The sequence below is a fragment of the Sphingobacteriaceae bacterium GW460-11-11-14-LB5 genome, assembly GCA_002151545.1.
Lineage (GTDB): Bacteria > Bacteroidota > Bacteroidia > Sphingobacteriales > Sphingobacteriaceae > Pedobacter.
In genome coordinates, this window is record CP021237.1 from 4,792,604 (window position 1) to 4,817,693 (window position 25,090).

At 37.1% G+C, this 25,090-nt stretch carries 20 protein-coding genes; 1 reads left to right on the top strand and 19 read right to left on the bottom strand.

Annotated features, from left to right (window positions below; all coding sequences use genetic code 11):
* Positions 1-4 precede the first annotated feature (4 nt).
* From CA265_19305 to CA265_19395, 19 genes are all read right to left on the bottom strand, one after another.
* Positions 5-1,279 (bottom strand): Vi polysaccharide biosynthesis protein VipA/TviB, encoded by a 1,275-nt coding sequence (locus CA265_19305; protein ARS41680.1) that lies wholly within the window; start codon positions 1,277-1,279, stop codon positions 5-7.
* Between the two features lie 95 nt (positions 1,280-1,374).
* Positions 1,375-3,717 carry a capsular biosynthesis protein gene (locus tag CA265_19310; protein ID ARS41681.1) on the bottom strand — a complete coding sequence of 781 codons (2,343 nt, stop codon included), beginning with the start codon at positions 3,715-3,717 and terminating at the stop codon, positions 1,375-1,377.
* A 12-nt stretch (positions 3,718-3,729) separates the two neighbouring features.
* Complete coding sequence (locus CA265_19315; protein ARS41682.1) at positions 3,730-4,536, bottom strand: hypothetical protein; 807 nt, start codon at positions 4,534-4,536, stop codon at positions 3,730-3,732.
* 169 nt (positions 4,537-4,705) lie between these two features.
* Complete coding sequence (locus tag CA265_19320) at positions 4,706-5,449, bottom strand: histidinol phosphatase (protein ID ARS41683.1); 744 nt, start codon at positions 5,447-5,449, stop codon at positions 4,706-4,708.
* An 871-nt stretch (positions 5,450-6,320) separates the two neighbouring features.
* Positions 6,321-7,181, bottom strand: a complete 861-nt coding sequence (locus CA265_19325; protein ARS41684.1) for a glucose-1-phosphate thymidylyltransferase — start codon at positions 7,179-7,181, stop codon at positions 6,321-6,323.
* 70 nt (positions 7,182-7,251) lie between these two features.
* The gene (locus tag CA265_19330; GenBank protein ARS41685.1) at positions 7,252-8,112 is read right to left on the bottom strand and encodes a dTDP-4-dehydrorhamnose reductase; all 861 of its coding nucleotides are present in this window, start codon (positions 8,110-8,112) and stop codon (positions 7,252-7,254) included.
* The gene (locus CA265_19335) at positions 8,109-8,657 is read right to left on the bottom strand and encodes a dTDP-4-dehydrorhamnose 3,5-epimerase (protein ID ARS41686.1); all 549 of its coding nucleotides are present in this window, start codon (positions 8,655-8,657) and stop codon (positions 8,109-8,111) included. Before CA265_19335 ends, CA265_19330 begins: the two co-directional genes overlap by 4 nt.
* Positions 8,657-9,709 (bottom strand): dTDP-glucose 4,6-dehydratase, encoded by a 1,053-nt coding sequence (locus CA265_19340; GenBank protein ARS41687.1) that lies wholly within the window; start codon positions 9,707-9,709, stop codon positions 8,657-8,659. The genes CA265_19335 and CA265_19340 overlap by 1 nt, the downstream gene beginning before the upstream one ends.
* Positions 9,710-9,971: 262 nt before the next feature.
* The gene (locus CA265_19345) at positions 9,972-10,535 is read right to left on the bottom strand and encodes a hypothetical protein (protein ARS43063.1); all 564 of its coding nucleotides are present in this window, start codon (positions 10,533-10,535) and stop codon (positions 9,972-9,974) included.
* Positions 10,536-10,537: 2 nt separating this feature from the next.
* Positions 10,538-11,311: an ATP-dependent exodnase (exonuclease V) alpha subunit - helicase superfamily I member gene (locus CA265_19350; protein ID ARS43064.1), complete on the bottom strand. Its 774-nt coding sequence runs from the start codon at positions 11,309-11,311 to the stop codon at positions 10,538-10,540.
* Positions 11,312-11,414: 103 nt separating this feature from the next.
* The gene (locus tag CA265_19355; GenBank protein ARS41688.1) at positions 11,415-11,930 is read right to left on the bottom strand and encodes a hypothetical protein; all 516 of its coding nucleotides are present in this window, start codon (positions 11,928-11,930) and stop codon (positions 11,415-11,417) included.
* Positions 11,931-11,995: 65 nt separating this feature from the next.
* Positions 11,996-14,080 carry a peptidylprolyl isomerase gene (locus CA265_19360; protein ID ARS41689.1) on the bottom strand — a complete coding sequence of 695 codons (2,085 nt, stop codon included), beginning with the start codon at positions 14,078-14,080 and terminating at the stop codon, positions 11,996-11,998.
* Between the two features lie 234 nt (positions 14,081-14,314).
* On the bottom strand, positions 14,315-14,887 hold the full coding sequence (locus CA265_19365) for a hypothetical protein (protein ID ARS41690.1): 573 nt from the start codon (positions 14,885-14,887) through the stop codon (positions 14,315-14,317).
* Complete coding sequence (locus CA265_19370; GenBank protein ID ARS41691.1) at positions 14,887-16,200, bottom strand: hypothetical protein; 1,314 nt, start codon at positions 16,198-16,200, stop codon at positions 14,887-14,889. The genes CA265_19365 and CA265_19370 overlap by 1 nt, the downstream gene beginning before the upstream one ends.
* A complete protein-coding gene (locus CA265_19375; protein ARS41692.1) occupies positions 16,181-16,915 on the bottom strand; it encodes a pantothenate kinase in 735 nt (244 codons plus the stop codon). The genes CA265_19370 and CA265_19375 overlap by 20 nt, the downstream gene beginning before the upstream one ends.
* A 155-nt stretch (positions 16,916-17,070) precedes the next feature.
* Positions 17,071-18,051, bottom strand: coding sequence for a beta-carotene 15,15'-monooxygenase (locus CA265_19380; protein ID ARS41693.1), 981 nt, complete (start codon positions 18,049-18,051; stop codon positions 17,071-17,073).
* A 600-nt stretch (positions 18,052-18,651) separates the two neighbouring features.
* Positions 18,652-19,641, bottom strand: coding sequence for a glycosyl transferase (locus CA265_19385; protein ARS41694.1), 990 nt, complete (start codon positions 19,639-19,641; stop codon positions 18,652-18,654).
* Positions 19,642-19,661: 20 nt separating this feature from the next.
* A complete protein-coding gene (locus CA265_19390) occupies positions 19,662-20,516 on the bottom strand; it encodes a UDP-2,3-diacylglucosamine hydrolase (protein ARS41695.1) in 855 nt (284 codons plus the stop codon).
* An 833-nt stretch (positions 20,517-21,349) separates the two neighbouring features.
* Positions 21,350-23,845 (bottom strand): hypothetical protein, encoded by a 2,496-nt coding sequence (locus CA265_19395; GenBank protein ARS41696.1) that lies wholly within the window; start codon positions 23,843-23,845, stop codon positions 21,350-21,352.
* A gap of 129 nt (positions 23,846-23,974) precedes the next feature.
* Here CA265_19395 and CA265_19400 point away from each other — a divergent pair, with 129 nt between their 5' ends.
* Entirely contained in the window at positions 23,975-25,060 is a 1,086-nt protein-coding gene (locus CA265_19400; protein ARS41697.1) for a hypothetical protein, read from the top strand.
* Positions 25,061-25,090 lie beyond the last annotated feature (30 nt).

Genomic DNA, 25,090 nt, shown 5'->3' on the forward strand with positions numbered 1-25,090 from the left:
ATAATTATAATCTACCATCAACAATATTCCTATCAATAAATGATTTAGTATCAAAAATTACTGCCCCCTTATCTTTATAAGTCTGAAAATCGATAGATAAAAACTCATTGTGCGATACTGCCACAATGATGGCTTTATAATCAGTTCCATTTAAACGATCAATAATTGGCACGTTATATTCATGTTGCACATCTTGCGGATCAGCCCATGGATCATAAATATCCACATCCAATCCAAATTGTAATAATTCTTGATAAATATCAATTACCCGCGTATTCCTCGTGTCAGGGCAATTTTCTTTGAATGTAAAACCTAGTATTAAAGCTTTGGATCCTTTAATAAGATGTCCCTTACCTATCATTAATTTAATAACCTTGTTTGCGACGAACATGCCCATGTTATCATTAACTCTTCTGCCAGATAATATTACCTGTGGATGGTAACCTAAAGACTCTGCTTTATGCGCCAGATAATAAGGATCTACACCAATACAATGCCCGCCTACTAAACCAGGTTTATATTTGAGGAAGTTCCACTTTGTTCCAGCGGCCTCAATTACATCTGTGGTATCTATACCTATTCGATCAAAAATTAAAGCCAGTTCATTAACAAAAGAAATATTTACATCTCTCTGTGCATTTTCAATAGCTTTACTGGCTTCAGCAACCTTTAAACTTGGAGCTTTATGTGTGCCGGCAGTTATAATGCTACTGTATAAGTTGTCAACAACTTCAGCAATTTGAGGTGTAGAACCAGAAGTTACCTTTTTTATTTTAGTTAATGTGTTTACTTTATCTCCTGGATTGATTCTTTCTGGAGAATAGCCGCAATAAAAGTCCTCGTTAAATTTTAGCTGGCTAAATTTTTCCAGTACTGGCACACATTCCTCTTCTGTACAACCAGGATATACAGTTGATTCATAAATCACGATATCACCCCTCTTTAATATTTTGCCAAGCATTTCTGATGCTTTTAGCAGAGGCGTTAAATCTGGAGCTTTAAATTGATCAATAGGGGTGGGAACTGTTACTATATATATGTTACTGCTTTCTATGGCACTAACAGCTGAGGCAAATGACAATCCTATACCATTCTTAACGCGTACACTTCTAAGCGTTTCTAAATCGGCCTCTTGTGTGCGGTCTTCGCCATTATTCAGTTCTTCAACTCGTTCCTGGTTGATATCAAACCCAATAACTTCATATTTTTTAGCAAACTCTATAGCAAGAGGTAAGCCTACGTAACCTAAACCAATAATAGCAATCTTATGTTTACTCATTTATAAATTTTTATTAAAATCTAAAGCATATGTGCATTTAAGTACACTAAAACATTTATTTGATCTTCTAGTCTTACAACAACAAAATCAATTTTCTACTTAAATATCTTTTGATACCATTTTAAGTCCGCACTTTGTCCATAATTACCATAGCCATAACCATAGCCATAATATTTACTGACAATATCATTTACCACTATTCCAAGGTTCTTCATTTTCTTTGTCTGATATAGGTCTTCAACGATTTTCAACTGATCCTTTTGCGTAATTTTTTGTCTAACAAGGTATAGCGTTACATCAGCATACCTTGAAAGTAATTGCGCGTCAGCTATTATACCTACTGGCGGAGCATCCATAATGATATAATCAAATTCCTTCTTTAATTCCTCAATAAGCTTTGGTACATGCTCATTCATTAAAGTCTCAGCCGGATTAGGTGGTAGCGGCCCCGATGAAACAATATATAAATTTTTATTAATCGATAAAGGCTTAACTATATCGGTCATCTTGATTTCAGAATTTATAGTAAAATTACTAAAGCCCATATCATTGCGAACAGCCAGTTTAGCGGAGAGACCTGGTTTACGTAGATCCAATTCCATTAACAGCACTTTTTTACCAGCTAATGCTAAAATATTACCCAAATTAATTGCGGTGAATGACTTACCTTCCCCGCTCATGCTTGAAGTTAAAAGAATAACTTTTTCATTTTCTGTCTTTAAGTAAAATGAAAGATTGGTTCTTAACGCCCTGAACTGCTCTGAAATGGCAGAACGGCTCTGATTCGCAACAATTAAATTATCTTCACTCAAATTATGACTGATTTCACCAATTACAGGAACATTAGTAAGGGCCGCAATCTCCTCCTTTGTTTTAATACTGGTGTTTAACAACTCTTGGCCGAAAATAAATGCTATGGGAATAACTAACCCCGCGAGTAGTCCGATCAGGTAAAAAAGACTTTTCTTTGGGCTTATTGGGTTAACATCAGATTTCGGGGGATCGATGGTCTTCGCAATTGAGATATTAGAAGTTTTAGAAATATTAGTTTCTTCAGCTTTTTGCATCAAAAATATATACAATTCCTGTTTAATTTGCTGATTTCTGGCTAGTTTTAAATAATTCTTTTCAATTTGTGGAACACCAGAAATTTGATCCTCTGCAGTGTTTAATTGCTTTCGAAGTTTATCTCTTGTAAATAAAGCAGTTTTTTTAGTACTTTGGATATTGGAAAGCATATTGCCACGCAGCTCTGCAATCTGCTTGTCTATATTTTGAATAAATGGACTTTGCTCTGTTAAACCTAGCAACTGTTTTTCCCGTTCAATGAGCAAAGAATTATAATGCTCCATAATATTGGAAAAAACCATATCCTGAGGGATTAGTGCCGAAGGAAATACTTTTTTATTGTCTACGTTATTTTTCAAATATTTTTCAAGTTCATTGATCACAGTAACCTGAGTTTCGGCCTTGGCTAATTCTGCAGCAAAGCCCCCAGAGTTTTGAACCAATAACTTACCCTGCTCACTCATATCAGACAACCGATTCCGTTGTTTAAAGGATTCTACTTCATTTTCAACATCACCCAGTTCAGAAGCAATCACATTTAATCTTTCTTTAATGAAACGGTAAGTGCTGTCAGCTACAGCATTTTTATCGTTCAAATTGGACTGTGTATATTTTTTTATCAAAGTATTTAAAATATCTTCCCCTTTATTAGGTAGCGGATATGAAAGTCTTAAATCGATGATACTTACCTGCTTATTACTTGCAGCAACAGCCAGTAATCCCATTAAGGAAGCTACTCTGGAATCTATAGAACTAATGGTAACATAATATTCACTATTGTCTATTTTATAGTTTTGGTTAGGCTCAATTTGTAATATTCCTATTCCATTAACTTTAAAAGGTTCATTCCATCCAATCTCCTTTTTAAAATCCTGGGCGCTTATTAAAAATTTATTTGCTGATACCTTAACTACATCTAATTTAGTGGTGCTAATCGTATCTACCCCTTTAATTATATTAATTTTAAATGGTGCCTCGTATAATTCCCGGCTAACAAAATCTGTTTTTTTTGAGTATACAATGTTTAATTGCATTTCCCGGACTACCTGTTCCATCAGAAATCTTGTTTTTAAGATCTCGATTTCATTGTCAACAGAGTTTTTAGAGCCCATTAATCCACCTAGGTCCATCAGTGCCGTATTCTGCTTTGCAATTCCACCGCCCTTCTGATCGTCATTTACAATTAGTTTAGCTTTGATCTGATAGCTTGGTGCTGTATATTTCCCATATATAAAAGCAAATAGCAGGCAAACGAAAATACTAACTAGACACCAAACCCATTTGTCTAAAAGTTTACTAAAAATATCTTTTAAATTAAGCTCAAGCTCATCCCGGCTTTGCACTGTATTCATTTCTGGAGGGTTATTCATTAAAGATTGCTATTATTTAAAACTAGAAATGGCTAGAACAATTACAGAAATTACCGAAGCGATTAAACCAATGGTTTGAATCTGGGCTGAATTTGTTGCTGCAACTTTTCTTTTATTGGGTTCTACATAGATAACGTCATTCTGTTTTAAATAATAGAACGGACTGCTAAAAACACTACTGGAATTAAGATCCAAACGAGCAAACTCTTTTTTACCATTGTTATCGCGAACAATTAATACATTTTCTCTTCTCCCGTAAATGGTTAAGTCGCCAGCTAAACTTAAAGCATCCAAAATCGTAACCTTTTCATTAGGTAAGGTATATGCGGAAGGCGCGTTTACCTCACCCAATACACTCACTTTAAAGTTAGCAAAGCGGAGTTGTACATTTGGTTGTTTGTAAACATCAGATGCTTTTTCGCGAATGAGCTCTCTTGCTTGGTAAGTAGTTAAACCGACAACCTTTAATTTCCCGATAAGGGATAATTCGATTTCGCCATTTTTGTCGACTAAAAAGCCTGTATTTTGTGTCGATACACTGTTATTGGTATTGCCTCCTAAGGTAGGTGTTGCTGCGGCTTGATTAATAATTGCTCCGCTCTGAGGATTAAGTGTGAAAATATTAATACTTAAGATATCGTCAGGTTGTATTATTGGCTCTGTGAAAGCGATTGCACTATCTAAGCTAGCTTGTTTAACAGACTGAATGTCCTGAAAATAAGCAATTTTTTTATTGCTAACACAGGAAAAGGAAAGGGTAATCGCAAAAAACAGAACTGCCAACTTCGATCCCTTATTCACATTATTTCTTTTATTCATAGGTATAAATCTGTCCTAATAATATTGTAGATTATGAACAGTTTGCAAACTTAATCATTTAATTGTAATATCTAAAAGGCATAATTTCAGATAATCTTGATATAGTTTAATTGTGAGCGTTAATCATAAAAATAATGCCAGAATTTTAATCCTGATTAGAAGTAATTATTCATGAGGCTAAAACCGATCCAAAAATTTCTTGATTTTTAAAATCATAAAAACCAATCAAATCGTAAAGTCTTCCAGACTGGACTGCTTCTGTTAATGTATTTAAATGTTTATCATGATGTAAGTCAGTACCTGCAAAATCATACATTTTTTCCTTCAAAAGCAATTCTGCCAGATGTTTAACATCTTTACCATAGTAGCCTAATACCGAAAGTAAATTAAGCTGCAGTAAACACCCTTTTTCTTTAAATCGTTTTAATCGGCTTTTATCTTTAAAATAAAAAGTATAACGTTCTGGATGGGCCAATACTGGCCGATATCCTTTAATTTCAATATCAAAGATCGTTTGACTAATGCGAGGACTTTCTGATAAGTATGACATTTCGATCAATAAATGTTTTTGATCTAACGTACACAAATGTCCATCTAAGGTAAAATCCTGATCGACCATATATTCTGCCCCAGCACCCAATTTGGTTATTATATTGGCTTGATTAAGTGCTGTTTGTAAATTCTGCTTGGCCTTGGCTATACTTTCTGGTGTATTGGGATAAAGTTCTTTTAAGATATGTGGCGTAGCGATCAATTGCTCAAAACCCAGTTCAGTCAGTGATTTCACAAATCGAACAGAAGTTGCCACATCTGGAGAACCGTCGTCAATACCAGGTAAAATATGCGAATGCATATCCACCCCAAGCCAGGAGATATCGGTAACTTTATTCTTTTTACTAAAAAAACTTAACATATAACTTAACGGGTGATTGGGCTATAGTACTAAAAACATCATTTAACTCCTAAATGCCCTCATGGTAAAGGTCAGCATATTTATATACCTTAACAGAGACAACAATATTCGTACATACTTAACTGATAAAAAACAAATTTATTACGCAATATGCATCTAGGCATCCGGATTAAAAATAAAGGTAGTAATTAGGATTGTAAAAGTAGACGAAATAAGACAATAAGTAGATCTTTTTGAAATTTTTAATAAAAAATTAATCTGCTTAAACTAAATAATCTAAACAGTAGATAATTCGATGCATTAATAGCTTTTCCTTAACAAAATCATAATTATTAGGATCAATGCCAGCAATTGAAATATACTCCAAATTCAAAATAAATTTTACTTCTCCAAGGATAATTTGTTCATAAGTATTAACATAGATTACCTTTCGGTAATAACAGTGTAGCCTATTGTTTTTCCAGTATTTTATCTTTCGTTAAAAGGTGCTGATAAATGGATTGAAGCATAAGCTCAATACTATTTAAAGTTTTATAGTTGCCCCGTTTTTAGATATTCCATCCTTTTTCATTAAATGAGAATCAGATATCACCGTAACTTTTGCCTTTAAGTAAGTGATAGGCGATTCAAGGTACAGAAAAAGAGAAGTTATCAAAGGGCTACATAGTATAGAGAAAACCTAACGTTAAAGTGAAGCCTGTATCAATCCTATCTTATCTTTGATTTTCGCAATATAAAGATTCTTTGATTAGGGCAAAAACGACAAACGAAACACCCACGCACAACTCCGCTCTTTTGGCGAAAAACTAGAAATCTCCAACAAATGTAGTTGTATCTATTAAAAACCAATGAAAATATGACATAAATAGACTTACTTAATTTGCTTAAGCAGATAACTGCCATAACCACTTTTAACTAGTGGAGTAGCAATAGCCCTAAGCTGTTCTGCATCGATAAACCCCATGCGGTAAGCAATCTCTTCGATACACCCAATCTTTAAACCTTGTCTTTCTTCGATAATCTGTACAAATTGTCCAGCTTGCATTAACGAGGTAAATGTTCCGGTATCTAACCATGCAGTGCCTCGGCTCAATACACCCACTTTTAATTTACCACGTTCCAAATAAACACGATTAACATCAGTAATCTCATATTCACCACGGGGAGAAGGTTTAATATTCTTGGCAATTTCAACTACCTCATTATCGTAAAAATATAATCCAGGTACCGCATAACTTGACTTTGGTTGAACAGGTTTTTCTTCAATGGAAATAGCTTTGTTGCTTCCATCAAATTCAACCACACCGTAACGTTCCGGATCTGCCACCTGGTAAGCAAATACCACCCCTCCATCAGGATCGGAACTGGCTTGTAACAATTTAGCCAATCCGTCACTATGAAAAATATTATCGCCCAGCACCAGCGCCACTTTATCTTTACCGATAAACTCTTCTCCGATCACAAAAGCCTGTGCTAATCCATTGGGCTCTGCTTGCACCGCATAACTGAATTTACAGCCCAATGAAGTGCCATCACCCAATAGCTTCTGGAAATTAGGAAGATCATGCGGAGTAGAGATAATCAGAATTTCTTTTATTCCAGCCAACATCAAGGTAGAGAGCGGGTAATAAATCATTGGCTTATCGTAAACCGGCATCATCTGTTTACTACAAGCGAGTGTTAAGGGATGCAAACGGGTTCCGCTGCCACCAGCTAAGATTATACCTTTCATATTTTAGTCATTAGTTCATTAGCCATTGCTTCATTGGTCATTACAGACCTAAATGAATAATGATGCCTATTTATTGTATTTTAATTTGTTTTATACACTCCACCAAGCTATCTCTCCAGTAAGGAATTTCAATATTAAATGTACTTTTTATTTTAGATTTATCCATTACTGAAAATGCGGGACGAGTTGCATTTGTCGGGTAAGCAGATCCAGGTATCGGATTTACCTTAATTTCTGTTTTACTGATATCAAATATGGCTTTCGCAAAGTCGAACCAGGACGTTACTCCTTCATTGCTATAATGGTAAAGGCCATAGCTAGTTTGACCGGATTCAATAATATCATAAATAGCATTAGCCAGATCGATTGCGTAAGTTGGTGTACCTACCTGATCGGCTATGATATTCAGTTCATCACGTTCAGTTCCCAATTTCAACATGGTTTTTACAAAGTTATTGGCATATTCTGAATACAACCAGCTCGTACGGATAATAAAGTGAGCTGGTAATCTAAACGCTACTGCATTTTCACCATCCAGTTTCGTTAGGCCATAAACATTGATGGGCCTAGCCTCATCATCTTCCTTAAGCAATTTCACTTCATTCCCTTCAAAAACGAAATCGGTTGAAACATGAATTAAAGTCGCTCCTTTTGCTAAACAGGCCGAAGCCAGATAAGCGGCACCAGTCTCATTAATGGCCTTGGCCAGATCAGCTTCATCTTCAGCCTTATCAACAGCGGTATAGGCCGCACAATTGATTACAAAGGCAGGTTGTTCCCTTGCTAATAGTTTATTTAAGCCACCCTCATCCAGAATGTTGGCATATTGTTCGGCAGGAAAAATAACTTCAGCTATCCCCCTGCGTTCGGCTACCGTTTTTAAACATTGACCTAATTGCCCGCCAGCACCAATTACTAATATTTTGTTCATATATACTGTAAAGCTGAGAATGGTTTTAGAAGTAAATCTTTATCAGACACGGCCTGATCCTGTTCAGGGATTAGCCAATCGATATTCAGATCAACGTCGTTATAAATTACCCCTGTTTCTGAAGCTTTATTAAAAAAATTATCGCATTTATATAAAAATTCTGCCGTTTCGCTTAATACTGAAAAGCCGTGAATAAATCCTCTTGGGATATATAACTGTAATTTATTCGCTGCGCTTAAACGTATGGCAAAATGTTTACCATAAGTTGGCGAGCTCGGGCGTACATCTACCGCAACATCGAGTACTTCTCCTTTGGTTACACGAACTAGCTTAGCCTGTGCAAATTCTCCGGCTTGGGCATGCAAGCCCCTAATTACACCGTATGAAGAATAAGATTCGTTGTCTTGGACAAACCTGCCCGACAAACCCGTTTTTTCTTCAAAGGTATTTTGATTAAAACTTTCAAAAAAATAGCCTCTTGGATCTTCAAATATCCTCGGCTTAATAATCAGACAATCTTTTAATCCTGTTTGTTCAATTTCCATTATTTATGACTGTACTGCTGTTCGTAATAAGATTGATAATTACCTGAAGTTACATTATTTAACCAGTCTTCGTTTTGAAGATACCAGTCTACTGTTTTGGCCAAACCCTCTTCAAACTGTAAACTCGGTACCCAATCCAATTGTTTTTGGAGTTTACTAGAATCAATGGCATAGCGCAGATCATGCCCGGCCCGATCGGTTACATAAGTAATCAGTTTAGCTGATTCACCAGCTTCCCGACCCAATTTTTGATCCATAATTGTACAAAGCAGATTAATCAGATCGATATTTTTCCATTCGTTATGCCCACCAATATTATAAGTGTCACCGGTTTTCGAATTGTGGAAAATCACATCAATTGCCCTGGCATGGTCTTCTACCCATAACCAATCACGTACATTCTCTCCTTTACCGTATACAGGTACCGGTTTGTTATTTTTAATATTATTAATCGCTAATGGAATCAGTTTCTCTGGAAAATGATGAGAGCCATAATTATTAGAGCAATTAGAAATTACACAATCCATACCATAAGTATCATGGTAGGCCCTTACAAAGTGATCTGAACTCGCTTTCGAAGCAGAATAGGGGCTATGCGGATCGTAAGCGGTGGTCTCGGTAAACATACCTGTTTCTCCTAAAGCGCCATAAACCTCATCGGTACTTACGTGGTAAAAACGTTTTTTATTATAGTCACCTTTCCAATATTCGCGGGCTGCATTTAATAAATTTACAGTACCAATAACATTAGTAATGACAAAAGCTGTAGGGTCAGAAATAGAGCGATCTACATGGCTTTCTGCCGCAAGGTGAATCACTGCATCGAAGTCTTCTGATTTAAACAGATCAAACATCGCATTAGCATCTGTGATATCTTCTTTTACAAATCTATAATTTGGTTTATTTTCAATATCGCTTAAGTTAGCCAGGTTACCTGCATAGGTAAGTTTATCTAAGTTTACGATCTCATATTGAGGATAGTTATTTACAAAGCGACGGACTACATGAGAGCCTATAAAACCAGCCCCTCCAGTAATTAAGATTTTTTTCACGGTATAAGAGATTTATAAAATGCTAAAATAGTTTACATAAACTAAAAAATCACTGTTTTTTAAACTAAAAACAAAAATGAACAAATTTTGTAAACTCATTTGCACTTTTAAATACTGAATAGGATCTGTATAAGCCTATTAGCATACCATTTAATTTAAAGACGGCTATATATTGTACTATGAATTAAAACAGAATTGCTTCAAATCGGATTAGGCCAATAATTGAATGAAATAACCACCAAGATTTAAGAAAGAAATAAAACTACATTGCCGCTACTGAACTTTCAAGCTCCTTATACCACTCTTCGCCGTATTTACGGATCAGCGGTCCTTTCAAAAAACTGTATACAGGAACTTTCAATTCGCGGCCAAAGGTACAGGCATCGTGGCAGATGTGCCAACGGTCGTAATTTAACACATCAAATTCCGGATATTTGGTTATCCGGATAGGGTAGAGGTGGCATGAAATCGGTTTCTGCCAATCTACAATACCTTGTTCATAGGCTTTCTCGATAGCACATTTGGTAATGCCACCTTCGAACAGTACATAAGCACATTCTTTATTTTTATCTACGCAAGGTGTAGTTAAATCGCCATCTTCATCCACTACATATACGCCCTGCTCTTCTATGGCCTTAATGCCTTTTTCATTTAACAGGTGTTTTATCTTTGGATAAATCTCTTCTAAGATAGCCTTTTCATCATTATCCAGCGGTGCACCCGAATCACCTTCCACACAGCAGATCCCTTTGCATTTGCTTAAATTACAAACAAAGTTTTCTTTCAACACGTCTTCGTGCACTAGCACCTGTTCAACTTCTATCATCATTATTCTTTTGCTAAAGCATATTTCAGCCCAGTGGCCGATTTTAATTCCATGGTTACCGCCCCCACCAATATCTCTACCTGAGCCTTTACGGGTACGCGGTTTCCATCGTCAGTTACCCAAAGGTATAAGCGGCTATCTTTTTTAAATATCCTGCCAGGTTTTATCGACGGACTAAATTTTAAGCAACGGATATTCCCTAATTTACTCTTAATGGTTTCTTTACCCACATATTCAACCTCTAAGGCAGAAATTTCATCGCCTAAAAAATAGTTCAACTTAAACTTATCACCAACTTTGATTTTACCAATATCCAGGCTTCGGGCAAAGTAATAAGCCGAAACCAAATCAAAAGTCTGATCAGTCGGTGTCGTAAAGGTTCCCCTGTTCGAAACTACTTTTTTAGCATTTTGTGTAAAACGTGCCTTATCCTGGCGCCTGTAGCTAGCCTCTCGTATATTTTCCTGGTAGAAGTATGGCAAGAGACTGGTTTTATCGATATACGAATCGTAATGATCTCTTATCTTGTAAAAAACATCAAAAGTTCCTGAAGTCTGCGCGTCGACTGTAAGTTTATAGGTAGACCTGTTATCAAACTTTAAATCAGAGTTTGTTACCTTAATGGTGGCCTCTGCCGCGGTAATAAATCCGTACCTTAATTTATATTGTAAAACTTCGCCTTCCTGAAACACTGCTTCTTTCTTCAGGGGAAGTTCCTGAGCCATTGTGATCAGACTGCATAAGCCTGCCGTGAGGGTTATCAATAATTTTTTCATTGCTTTTGTACTCATTTGTGTGTGTTGTTGGGAAAAAACCATTTCCTAAAAAATACAGTTAAATTCTTTCCTCTATGAAGATATACAAAAAGCAAACCAAAATTTAATCTTTTCTTTTATATACAGGAACGGTAGAGCAGGGCTCGCCAAACATAATGCTTTTTACTACTGGGGTAAGCAGGTTGGTTACCTCTACATAGGCTGAAACCGGAACTTCGATATCGCCACATCCTTTTACCACTACACGTTCGTTAGCATAATCCTGGGGATTAATTTTAGCCAATGCCTTGGTAAATAAAACCGCTTCTAAAGTATTTAAGTCGCCAAATACCACTTCATTGGCATATGGTTTTAATTTATTCGCCAGCAGCATGTAAGCCCAGGTAGGAACAATTGCGTCAGCCGAACAGATAATGGCTACATTCTTATCCTGATATTGCGCCCAATCGTGATTTTTAATAAACTCTCTAAAATCCTTTTCCCTTAACATTAAACCATGAAATAGATTATCTACAATATCATAAACCACTCTTTCGCCTTTATGATAAAAATCCTCCAGATTTAAGGTTATTAAACCGCTGTTAGCTACTTTATTAATGATGTTTTCCTGAATTTCCATGGCCTTAAATAAAAAAACCGTTCCGACTAATCATCGGAACGGTTACAAAATTACGTATTTTCTGCTTAATAGAATTTCACGCGATTGTCTTTTATCTTCGCATTTTCCTGTAAAGCCTGGAAAGCTGATCCTAATGAACGTTGTCCTAAACTTAACATCATGCTTTCTTTCTGTTTAAACATGTTGGCAATTGGTGCAGGGCTTGTAAATCCATCAACTGAAAACACATAAACACCACGCTCACCCTGAACAGGAGCAGATAATTTACCTGGCTGTGAACCGAAAACGCTTCCTACTAAAGCATTTTCCTGTGCTACACCTGGAATTACCGGATTGGCCATAACTACATTCTGTACTGGATTAACCGGACGTGCTACTTTAGCTGCAACCTGCTCGATACTTCCTTTACCTGCGTTAGCTAATTTTTCTTTTAATTGTTTTGCTTTAACGGCATTAATTACCATCGGCTCAATTTCTTTCTTCACATCAGCTAAAGATAAAATACCTTTTGGACTGATTGTAGTTAAACGGGCCACCACATAAGCATTGCTCATGGTATAAATTTCAGGTAATACATCACCTTTATCTGCTGCGTAAGCATCTTGAATTAATTTACGTGGATTATCCAGTCCAGCCGCAAATCCTTGTGTTGATGCCACCTTATCAGCAACCGCAACCTTTAATCCTTTTTGTGCAGCAAATTTGCTAAAGTCGTTACCTTTTACTTCAGTTAAGAAATTGCTTGCAGCTTTGTAAGCCGCTGCCTGGGTTTTGCTACTTGCATTTAATGCTTTTTCTACGTAAGCTAATTTAGCCACTTTAGATGAACCGATTTGTTTTTCGATTTTAAGCACGTGGTATCCGAACTGAGATTTTACTACTTTAAGATCTCCTGTTTTGCCATCAAATGCTGCATTCTCAAACTCAGGTACCATAGCACCACGGGCAAAAGCCGGCATTTCACCACCTTTATCTTTTGAGCCATCTACACTGTAGGTTTTAGCCAGTTCTCCAAAGTTAGCACCTTTTAAAATTAATGCTTTTAATGAATCTGCTAACTTCAATGCTTTATCTTCACCACCTACTTTAGCCGGATCGATTAAGATATGGCTTGCTTTTACGGAGTCAGGAGAGATACGGGTAGAAACTACCTTTACAATTTTGTATGAATTACCTGTTAATTTAGGACCATAAAAACCGCCTGCTGGTAACGCAAACACTGCTGAATCAACCGCAGGATCTAATTTACCTTTTGTGATATAAGTAAACGGAACTTTTACGTCTGAATTGATTGCTGCGAAAAGCGAATCGTTTTTAGCTACCTGGAAATCAGCAGCAATTTTATCCACCTGAGTTTTGATGGCTAATGAATCGGCTTTTGTTGGACTGATACTGAAAGTAACATATTCGAAAGCACGTGTTTCTTGTGGATTGTTGAAACGTGCTTTGTTCTGATCGTAATATTCAGAATAATCGCCATCTGTTAATTTAACTGAGGCATCTGGAATAGAAGTATAATCTAAACTTACATATTTAAAGTTAGCCAGTTTATTGCGGTTGGTATACTCATCTGTAGCTTCTAAAGAAGTTACGTAAACCGAATTACGGATTAAATTAGAATATTTTGTTTGCAGGGCCTGATTTTTAATTTCTTCCTGTAACATATTAGACTGTTGCAAAGCCTGAGGTTCTTTCGATTTTAGAAAGTTCATCAAAGTAGCACGGTCTAACTGTCCTGTTTGCGGATTAGAGAAATATTGTTTGATTAGCGGGCTAGGGTTTTGACCTTGCAATAAATCTAACAATTCATCTTCAGAAACGGTTAAACCTAAACGGTCATATTCTTTAGTTAACAAAACTTTCGCTAACTCTGCATTCCATGCCTGATCAACAGCCATAGCAGTCATCTGTGCATTTGCACTGCCGCCATATTGTTGTTTCATTTGGTTTACACCTTGATCAACCTTTGGTCCGAATTCATCAATATTGATATCCTTACCATCAATAGACCCTACAACTTTTTGATTTGCCGACCAAAAAGGTTTACCCACGTTAATTGCATCACCTACTAAAAATGCAACAATTGCAAAACCGATGGCAAAGACCAGAATATAGCCTGCACGGTTACGCAAAAATGTCATTAATCCCATATTGTAATTATAAATTTATTTAGTTCTTTTTTAAGAGGGCGCAAGATACAAATTTGCCTCAAAAAAGAAAACACAAAATTTTATTTATCAAGCGCTTAATTATTAGGGCAATGGATGAGGTAATATGACCAGGAAAAGATGATGGATTTAAGGTTAAAATTGGCTTCAAAACTATGGAGATTTGATCAGGTTCTTCATACCTTATCCATCTTACCTCCCACATTTTACATCACGTTAAGGCGCTACACCTTCCTTCATATTCAATTCACCGTTTCCGCTATCCATTTCATAAGTGCTAAAATCCTGCGGAGCTTTGAAGTTAATACCTTCGCCAATGCTACCATCTACCCCTTTCACATATACCCTTTGATTGGAATAAAAAATCTTTTTCGATTCATCCCAGATTAACTCTTGTGATGAAAAAGTATCGCCCTTACTGTTTTTTACCACCACATTCTTCCTGAATTCGGTTTTGAGCTCATTATCTTTCCGAATGGCATAATCGCAAACTAGGTTTCCATCAACAGTTCCGTTCGGATTATAAAAATCGATGCTCACCCCTTTAATCATTTCCTGGTAAGTACTTCCATTACTAGGGGTAACCTTATCCATTATCGGGGCGTAACCTTTCGCCTTAATTCTGGCCGAATCGCTATAAGTAATGTCGACACCGATGGTTCGGTCTCTGCTTAAGATTACTTTATTTGAAGAAACTGCATTGGCATTTTTTAGATCGTCGTCTCCACAGGAAGCCAGAAAAAAAGGCAACATCAGAAACAGACCATATAAAAATGTTTTCCAATTCATTAGTCTACACGGTACTTACGGAACCAGGTATCATTCAGGGTAAAACCTAAGTGGAAATTAATATACTGCTCTTTAACCAGATTATTATTTAATGTTCCTCTTTGTCCGAGTTCTGTTGTAAAGTTGATTTTATAAAATGCTGTACCACCGTTGGCAGTAGGTAAAGGGAAGCCAAAACCTAATGATGCACCCATTTGTTTAATATCCTGATTACCGATTTTAATGTAGGTTTTATCGTAATTAAATCCAATGCGATAGTCTACACGTTTCATGTAACTGTTATAAGAAAACGCATCTGGCGTCCACTGGCCACCTAATGATGCTCCCCAGCTATCCTGCAAACCCTGGTTTACATTATTGATGCTGGTTGCAGCCCATTTGCCCATTCTAAAATCGGCACCAATCATCCACTTATCATTTTGCTGGATAGAGATCCCAAAATTGTGGGTCAATGGTAAAGTAAGGTTAGATCTTCCGTTATTCACGATATTTAAGGTATCGGCTGCAGGGTTTTCATTACCGCTTTGATCTCGGGTGTATAAGGTAGCAAAAGAAGTTTGTGTTGAATTTATTTTCCCTGAGGTGCTTCCAGAATAACCCAGGGTCATGATTGTTTTCTTACCGATATTAAAATCGTACTGGATACCATAAGAATAATTAATTCCACCAACACTGTTTTTATTCTGAAGTTTGGCGTTATAAGCACCTACCGATTGAAATTCGGTAGCCCGCGTAGTTTGGAGATTACCAAAAATATATTCCAGGTTACCACCAATTCTTAAATGATCGCCAAAACGATAACCATAACCTAAGTAGGCTTTTGATAAACCACCCTCGCCTTCATAAAGCTGATCTAAAGTGGTTGTATCTACTTTGGTCGTGTTTCGATAAGAATAACCTAAATCCGAATAAGGTAAAATACCAAAACTCAGGGCCGATCTTCTGGTAACAGGAGCCGCAAATGCCAAATGGCTAAAAGTAGAGTTGAAACTCGTTTCCTTTAAATTGTTTCGCGACAGACTGGTTAAACCAGCACTCATGCCCACATCAATAGTGGTTAAAGTTATTCCCGCATACGATGAAGGGTTTTGCATATTGATATAATTGAACCCTGTTACTTTACCTACTGCGGTAGAAATTCCACCCATTGCTCTAAGCTGGGGCAACAAAGATCCCTTTATATTTCCAAGTCCATATCTTGAATATGGTGATGAAGTGGTAACCTGTGCCTGAGCACTTAAACCACAAACTAGAAAGAGTATGGCTGCAATATAATTTATTCTTTTGTACATTTTAATCTGCAATAGCTTCATTTAATCCTTTTAATACTAAGTAAGGATCTTTTATAATTTGAGGCGCAAAGATGCTGTTTTGTAATTGTTTATACAAAAAATTAGCATCACCCCCCGTTATAATTACCTTCAGAGCACTTTCTTTTTTATTATTTAGGGCAATAAAGCCTTCAATTTCGTTTATTATTCCTTGTAAAACGCCGTTCTTGATTGCCGATTGTGTATCAGTACCTTCCACAATATCTTCATTTGCATCCCACTCAACCAAAGGTAAACGGCCGGTAAATTCGTGCACAGCCTTAAAACGCATTTTAATACCAGGGCTTATACTTCCGCCAAAATATTCCTTTGAGCTGGTTAAAACATCGTAGGTAATACAAGTACCGGCATCAACCACTAAACTTGCATTTGCCGGATGTAAGCCATTTGCACCTAAAACAGCAGCCCATCTGTCTAATCCTAAAGTAACCGGCGTTTTATATCTATTTTGTACACCATTCGTTAACAGGGTTGAAAAACGGATATAACCAGTATGCTTTTTTAAAAATACTTCTAAGGGCCCAATTTCCTGGCTAACACTACTGATGATGGATTTTGCCGGCGAAAACTTCTCGATCAATTGAGCCAAATCAAGTATTCCAATTTTATTGAAACGCTGATGATGAACAATTTCCTTATTTTCAAAAACAGCAACCTTAACAGCAGAATTTCCAATATCAATGCTTAGCCTACGCATTTAAAATCTCCCACTGCAAATAATATGTTCTTAGAAATTCCAATGATTCCATTTTTTATCCATCTTAATTAAAACTAAAAAAGCTTTAATTCTAAAATCATGCACAAAGCTATTAATCTTTGTCAAGTTTCGTTCTAGTTATTTGTTAAAAAAGGTTAAACAAACAGAAAATACTGTATCGAAAGCACAAATAAAACGAACAATGTTTCGTAAAACCAGCGTTTTTTGGCATTGCTAAAATAGTAGGCTAACAGTACCGATCCGGGTGGTACGCACAGCAAAAAATGCCAGGTCCTGAAATCGGGTTTAAGGTAAAAACTAGCTGCTGAAATAATAAACATAAAAAACAACAGCTGAAAACTTTTCCTTGTACTGATAAAACTCCTGAAGAAATTTTCGCGGAGCTGTAGCGACGCCAGTATGATAATTACCGTTACCGGAATCAGCACCAGATAATCGTTATAGTTGATTTTAAAAACCGAAGGGAACTTATTGCCTAATGGTTTCCAGATTTGATAAAACGAGCTTAAATTATCTTTCCAGTAATAAAATACGGCCAGAAAAAAGAAAACCGTAATAAAGCCAATTAAACCCGCCACCCATTCGCGCCAGTTAAACGACCTGAAAAGCAACAGCGCTAAAAAGATCATAAGCAACATCGTCATAAACGGAAAGTAGATCAATGTTCCAACCCCTATAATCATCCCGATATCGAAAACAGTGGTAATGGAATTCGCACTTTTACCCAGCTTTAAAAACTTATCTATAATCCAGATTAACAGAAAATTACACAACAATGCCGGACTCAGAATCATAAATGGCATAAACAAGCTTGTTCCTGTGATAAACATCAGCCCCGGAAGGAAACTCGGTTTGGTCAGTAAATTATGGTTATTAACAACCCGGTTGAAAATTAGGGCCTGAACATAAACCAAAAGTGCTGCAATAAAAATATTGGTATAGGGCGTAAAGGCGTTGTCTAAATCTATATTGATCAGTAACCGGGCAAATGGCTCCAAAAAATCAAAGTTCAGCTTATCGTGCGTTTCATGAAAAATGGCAATACGCAAAAAGAACGTGTATGCCAGCAAGAATACGAGGTTAATTGGATTTAGCTTTCTAAACTGATTAATCATGCCTTTTTAAAGAGTAGGCAAAGTAAAGAAAATAATTTAACAGTAGCAGAAGAAAGATGAAGCGCGGAGAACAGTAAGCGTTGAGCGCATAGCAGAAAGATCAAAGAGAGGATCTACATTGTCATCTTAATAAATACATCCAAATGCTGGTCAGTCTGAGCGGAGTCGAAGACCTTTTGCAGGCAAAACAAAATGAGTTTTTTAGAAAAGCAGGTTCATGTACTTTTCGGTTAGGGTAGTCCTGCCATACGCTTTACCTCACTACGTTCAGTGCCCGCTCTTGTCAGGTTTAGATTACGTAGGATTGTACCACGGATTAGAATACATACACCGAAATATCAAAGCAGATAGGCGTCTAAATGGTCCTCGTTTGTAACGAGGATTAGCTAGATCCGCATTTGTAATGCGTGATACCAGCACGATCTGCAACAAACCATGCCCAAATTGTTGCTGTACGTTAAATAACCCTGGGAGTAGCTGCTACCCGCATTCATTTCCAAAATCAGACCAGTAACTCAATTCATCGTAAAGATCCTTCGACTACGCTCAGGATGACAATAATGAACTTTGGACTCAGGACTGAAGACTTAGGACTAAAAACTAAACCCTCGCATATTTCTTCACCATATCATCAATAATCTGAGCCGTCTCATCCGGAAAATTAAACTCATGCTGTTGAGGATTTTCTACCCAGTTTTTAATAATTGGCAACCAGTTTCTGGTACTTCCCCATATTACAGGCAAACCAAACTGCTTTAAGGCATAGGCGTTACACTGCTGTTCGAACTGGAAGCGCATCGGTGCCACGAGCAATTTTTTCTTTAAATAAAGTGCTTCTGCGGGGCCTTCAAAACCACCGCCGGTGAACAAACCTTCGCAGGTGGCCAGACTTTTATTAAATTTTTCGTTGTTAACCGGCTCTACAAAAACATTCCCTTCCCGGTAGGCAACTTTACTGTGTTTAGAGAAAACCTGCCAGGTAACATTTGGTAGTTGTGTAAAGAGCTTGACCAAACGTTTATCATCAATGGCTGGAAGATAAACGGTATAATGTCCTAAATTTTCACTTTTCAGATTTCGGATTTCTGCCCTGATTACGGGTGTATGGATAAAAGTATCATAACGATCGAAATGAAAGCCAATGTGGTATTTAGTTGGTGCATAACGGCTCAAAATAAGCTTTCCCCAGTCTAAAGTTCTTGGACGTGGCACTTTTTTAGATTTAAATGCCGCCTGGTGACTCAACGATACACATTCTATGCCCTGCAGTTTACAGGCCCAGGCACTTACAGGTTCAAAATCGTTAACGATTAAATTGTACTCTTTAAGCGGTAACTGCTTCATATCTTTCCTAAAGCGGAAAAGATTCATGTTCAGCCATGTTTTAAAGTGATCTACTCCACCTTTTTTTCCAAAGATAAAACTGAATCCATGCAATTGGTATTTCACGGGCTGACTGAGTTTCACATCGGCCTGTGTTCCACTTACTAAAATATCCAATTCGCCATATTGTTGTAACAAAGGAATGATTTCCCTTGCCCTGCTGATATGACCGTTACCTGTTCCCTGTATTGCGTAAAGTATCTTCATTTATGCCCGAATATCTAAAATTATTGGGCAATTTCATATTTTATATTCTGTAAAAGAATATTTATGTCCAGTTTACTTTTTAAATCCTCGGCATCAGAAAGGATTCCTTCGTCTAACTCATCTTTCGTAAAATGTTGGTGCTCGTACTTAAACACTGTCCATTTTTGGTTTTCATATTCTAAAGCGGTTAAACTTTCTACCCAATCGCCGCTGTTCAGGTAAACCACTTTCCCGTCTTCGGTGGCAATTTCACGTTGTTCAGCCTGATGGATATGACCACAAACCACATAGTTATATCCCTTTTCAATCGCCAGTTCAGCTGCAGTTTGCTCAAAACTATTGATGAACTTAACGGCATCCTTAAATTTAGCTTTGATTTTTTTCGAAAAGCTCATCTTTTCCCTGCCAAATGCGGTAAGTACCCAGTTTACAAAACTATTAATGAGGATCAGTGTATCGTAACCAACCGCACCAAGTTTGGCCAGCCATTTAGAGTGCTGCATGGTTACATCGAAAACATCGCCATGAAAAAACCATGCTTTTTTACCGTCAAGTTCTAAGATCAATTTATTCTGGAGGTGGAAAGTCCCCATTTCCATGCCGTCGAATTTACGGAGCATCTCATCATGATTTCCGGTCAGGTAGTGAACCTGCACCCCTTCTGATACGAATTTCATCAGTTTACGGATCACTTTCATGTGCGATTCGGGCCAATAACTTTTGCTAAACTGCCAGATATCGATGATATCGCCGTTTAAAATCAAAATTTTGGGCTTTATGCTCTTAAGGTATTTTAGCAATTCTTTGGCATGGCAACCATAGGTACCTAAATGTACATCGGAAATTACGACTACATCGACAGTTCTTTTATCCATAAACGGGAAATTTAGGGGGGAAGGATTTTGTTACCGCCCGGTTAAAGCAGTTCAGAGATAAATTAGTTGGGTTACCACTCCTCTTCCTCATCGAGTTTTACCTCAAAGGGGCTAAAGAAATAAAGTACAACAATTAATAAGCATACGGCAAAGAATGATTCTAACATATCATCTGATTTACATTACAAAGGTAAGACTCTGTATATCAAACAAATGTTACGACATTGTTAAATTATTATTCCATTTGATAAAGAATGTTAAAATGACATGTTAAGGCTTTTGGTTCAATAGTTCATTAGTCATTGGTTCATTAGTTCATTACTCACCGTCGCCATTGCAAAGATGGTCTGTAAAGTGGAATGCAATAACGCATTGGTGTCTGTCATGCAAGAAGTAAGTATATCTATTGTCAGTCTGAGCCTGTCGAAGACCTTTACTTGTCGAAAACAAAAAAACATTTGTCCTTCGACAGGCTCAGGATGGCAATCGAGGTATGGAAATCGACTTTGGACTGGAGACTATTGACTAAGGACTCCTTAATAGATCCTGAAACAAGTTCAGGAGGACGATCGCAAGTGTGAATGCTCAGAATCGCATGATGCGCAGTGAATTTATCTTAAAAGTCCTTCGACTCCGCTCAGGTTGACAAATCGAGGGATGGAAATCGACTTTGGACTGGAGACTATTGACTAAGGGCTCCTTAATAGATCCTGAAACAAGTTCAGGAGGACGAGTCCGAGGGAATATTCTGTATTTCCTTGGCAAAAATACACAGGCAACAAAAAACCCCGCAAGATCAAAATCCGCGGGGTGTAAATCTATTTGAGAAATTACTAAGCTTTAACGGCTTTCTTTTTCTTCTTTTCTTCTGAGTAAAACCCAAAACCTAATCCGGCCAGTAACAAAATCGATCCTGCCAAAGAGATTTTCTCTCCGGTGTAATACGATGTCGGGTGGAAAATAAACTCAAGTTTATGGTTACCTGCTTCTAATTGCGCTGCACGTAAAACATAATCTGCCCTGAAATAAGGCTTTTCAACACCGTCGATGTACATTTTCCAGCCTTTATCATAATAAATCTCTGAAAACACCGCAATTACATCCTTAGCGGTTGAGTATTCGTAAGTTAAATGATCAGGGTTATAGTTGGTTAATTTAATAAAACCTTCCTGACCAGTTCCTAAACGTTTGGTATCGATCGAGCTTTTGAAACTTTCGTCAACAATCGCTTCCTTCTTAGCATCAAAACTGCTAATGGCCTTCATTTCTTCATCAGCGTTTTTAGCAAACTGCACACTTTGTACAAACCAGGCATTACCCGCAGCCGTTGCATTACGCTGCATTTTATACGATCCGTTTTGGGGATCCTGCGTAATGATATACTTCGTATTCAACATATCCAGCACATCCTGGTTAATGCTTTTGGTTAACTGGTTATCAACCAACTCCTGAAAACGCTTTAATCTTGCTGAGTGGAAACCACCAACTGTTTTATGGAAATAAGAAGTTTCTGCGCTTTTAAACGGATCGCCCAACGACATATCGAAAACCCTGAAATTTGGATCTTTATCGGCTGAGATAAAATTATCTACGTCTCTTGGCTGATAATGATTATCTAAATCAGATTTACTTACAAAATTCTGGTTGTTTAAATAACGGCGGTCTACCTGCCACAAATCAATTAAAACAAATAATGCCAATAAACCAAAAGCCAATTGCATGTTCAATTTTTTGGTAATGAAAGCCCAGGTAATTCCAAAACCAATAGCAACGAACAATAAAGAACGTAAAGCATCAGCACGTGCTAAAGCCACACGGTCAGCAACTATGCCGTTCAAAATCTCCATTGCAGCGCCTCTGTTATTTTGTAATGCCTGTGTTAATGCCTCTAATAGTTGTGGTTGGTTAGCCTGTGTGAAACTAAAGAAAGCAGTAGGAATAGCTGCAATAATTAAGGCAAATCCACCGGTTATACCAGCTGACCATGTTAAACGTTGAACCAAATATTTTTGATCATATTTACCTTCCTGTGCTTCCTTAACAGCTAATATTGCCAGTAATGGCACTAACAAGCCAACTACGGCCAAAATGGATTCTACTGCTCTAAATTTATTGTAGCCTGGTAAGTAATCGAAGAATATATCTGAAATAAATGGCAGATTACTTCCGAAAGAAAGGAACAACAACAAAATACTCGATCCTAAAATCCACCATTTCCAACGATGTTGTACAATAAACAATCCGAAAACAAATAGGAAGCAGATAATTGCACCGAAGTAATAAGGGCCTGCAGTACCTGGCTTTTTACCCCAGTATTGGTTAGCGCCAAGATTCTGTGCAACATAACCAATTGCTTGCCTTGGATCTACACCAGAAAGATTTTTTTCAACTGCTTTATAGGTATTGCTTTCAGGTTTAATAATTTCGTCGATACTACTTGCTCCTCCATAAATATTTGGAATCAAGAAAGAGAAACTCTCTCCAACCCCCTGACTCCATTGATAAGCATATTCTTTATCCAAACCATTTGCAGGTTCAGCTTTATCGGTAGTTAAATTAGATTTTCCTCGAATGGTTTCTTTGCCATACTCGTAGGTTGTCCATAGGGTACCTGCATTTACCAGAACTGATAGAAAAATACCTGCAACAATATAAGCGACAGACTTACCAAATGCTGGAAGCTGTTTTGCTTTAAAGGCATGATAAAGTTCTATACAGCCTAGAATAAACAACGCTATAAATAAATAATAGGTCATTTGGATGTGGTTAGAGCGGATTTCTAAAGCCATAAACAGTGCAAGTAAACTTCCACCAACCAAATACCGGCCCCTTAAGATGAGAATAATAGCGGCTAAAATAGGAGCAAAAAAGCCAATTGCTAATGCCTTATTGCTATGCCCAGCTGCAATAATGATAAAATTATAAGAGGTAAATGCAAATGCAATTGCCCCCGCAGCAGCAAGCCAAGGGTTTATTTTTAACACACAAAATAATAGGTAAGCGCCTAAAAGGTATAATAAAACTGTTCCAACAGGATCAGGGAATATGCCCTTAATTACATCGATGCCGTATGTTGTGATATTAAGGGGGTACTGTACCCAAATCTGATAAGCTGGCATACCGCCGAACATTTGATTGGTCCAAAGCGGGCCCTTACCATCTTTTGCCTTAATATCCATAATTTCTTTTTGCATGGCCTTAGCCTGCAAAACATCGCCCTGTTGTGGTGCTTTACCCTGCAAAACAGGACTGAAGTAGGCAAAAGTAATGACTACAAAAAATGCAATAATGGCTAAGTGAATGCCATTTTTATTAAACCAGTTATTCATTAAGGTTTGTTTAAGTTTAAACGAACGTCAAAAATAAAAAAATGGGCGGTATAAAAAAGTAATAAATTAAATGCATGCTGAATAAAAAATTAGATTTGTAACCAGGAATAAAAATTCAACCTATTTATTATGAGAAAGTTTGTCGTTACAATCGCTCTTGCATTATTATCTTTTTCTTCGTTTTCGCAAATTGTAAGTTTGAATACCAATGAAATTAAAAAGCTGAAAAGGCAGCTCAAAAATGATGGGGAAACCAAAAAACTATACTCAGGCTTTGAAAAATCAGCATTAAATTATCTAAACGAAAACCCCAACCCAATTGATACCATCAGAACTGAAGGATTATTAAAAGGAAATCCAAAAAAGGAAAAAACCAGATTAGCCCTGGCTGACATGAACAAAATGTTTGCATTGGCCTTACAATACCGGATAACGGAAGATCAAAAATATTTAAACAAATGTGTAGAATTTCTGAGTGCATGGGCGAAAATCAATAAACCCAATGGCGATCCTATTGACGATACCAATCTCGATAAAGCCATTGAAGCTTACGACCTGATTAAAAAAGATATCCCAGCAGCTGATAAAAAACAGATTGAACAATGGCTTACTGAAACGGCTTTAGCAGAAATTAACAGCAAACGCATGAAAGCGGGGAGAGCTACTGCCATTAATAACTGGAACGCTCACCGTCTAAAAGAGGTTGGCGAAATTGGTTACACCTTAAACAATCAGCATTTTATTAAATGGACCATCGACAATCTGAAAAGCCACATCAATATCAATTTATATCCTGATGGAACAAGTTTGGATTTTAAAGAGCGCGATGCCATGCATTACCACATTTACGACCTGGAACCAATGCTGAAACTGGCCATCATGATTGATCGGGCGAAGGGCACCAACTTTTATACCTATGAGTCGCCTAAAGGATCATCGATCAAAAAATCGGTAGAATGGATGATCCCATACATCAATGGCGAAAAACAGCATGAAGAATATGTAAATACGACTGTTAAATTCGACCGCGACCGGGCAAAGAATAATGAACCTGGATTTGCACCGGGAACGATGTTTAAACCAGATTTGGCTTTACCTGTATTAAAACTATCTGTCTATTTCGATAGGGCACAGGCTGAGCTGTTAAAAAAAGTAAATAACAATGAAACCAATTGGCAAATGCTGCTGGATAAAATACAACGAGAAAGCCAATAAATCCCAACAAATAAACTTTCAATAATTCTT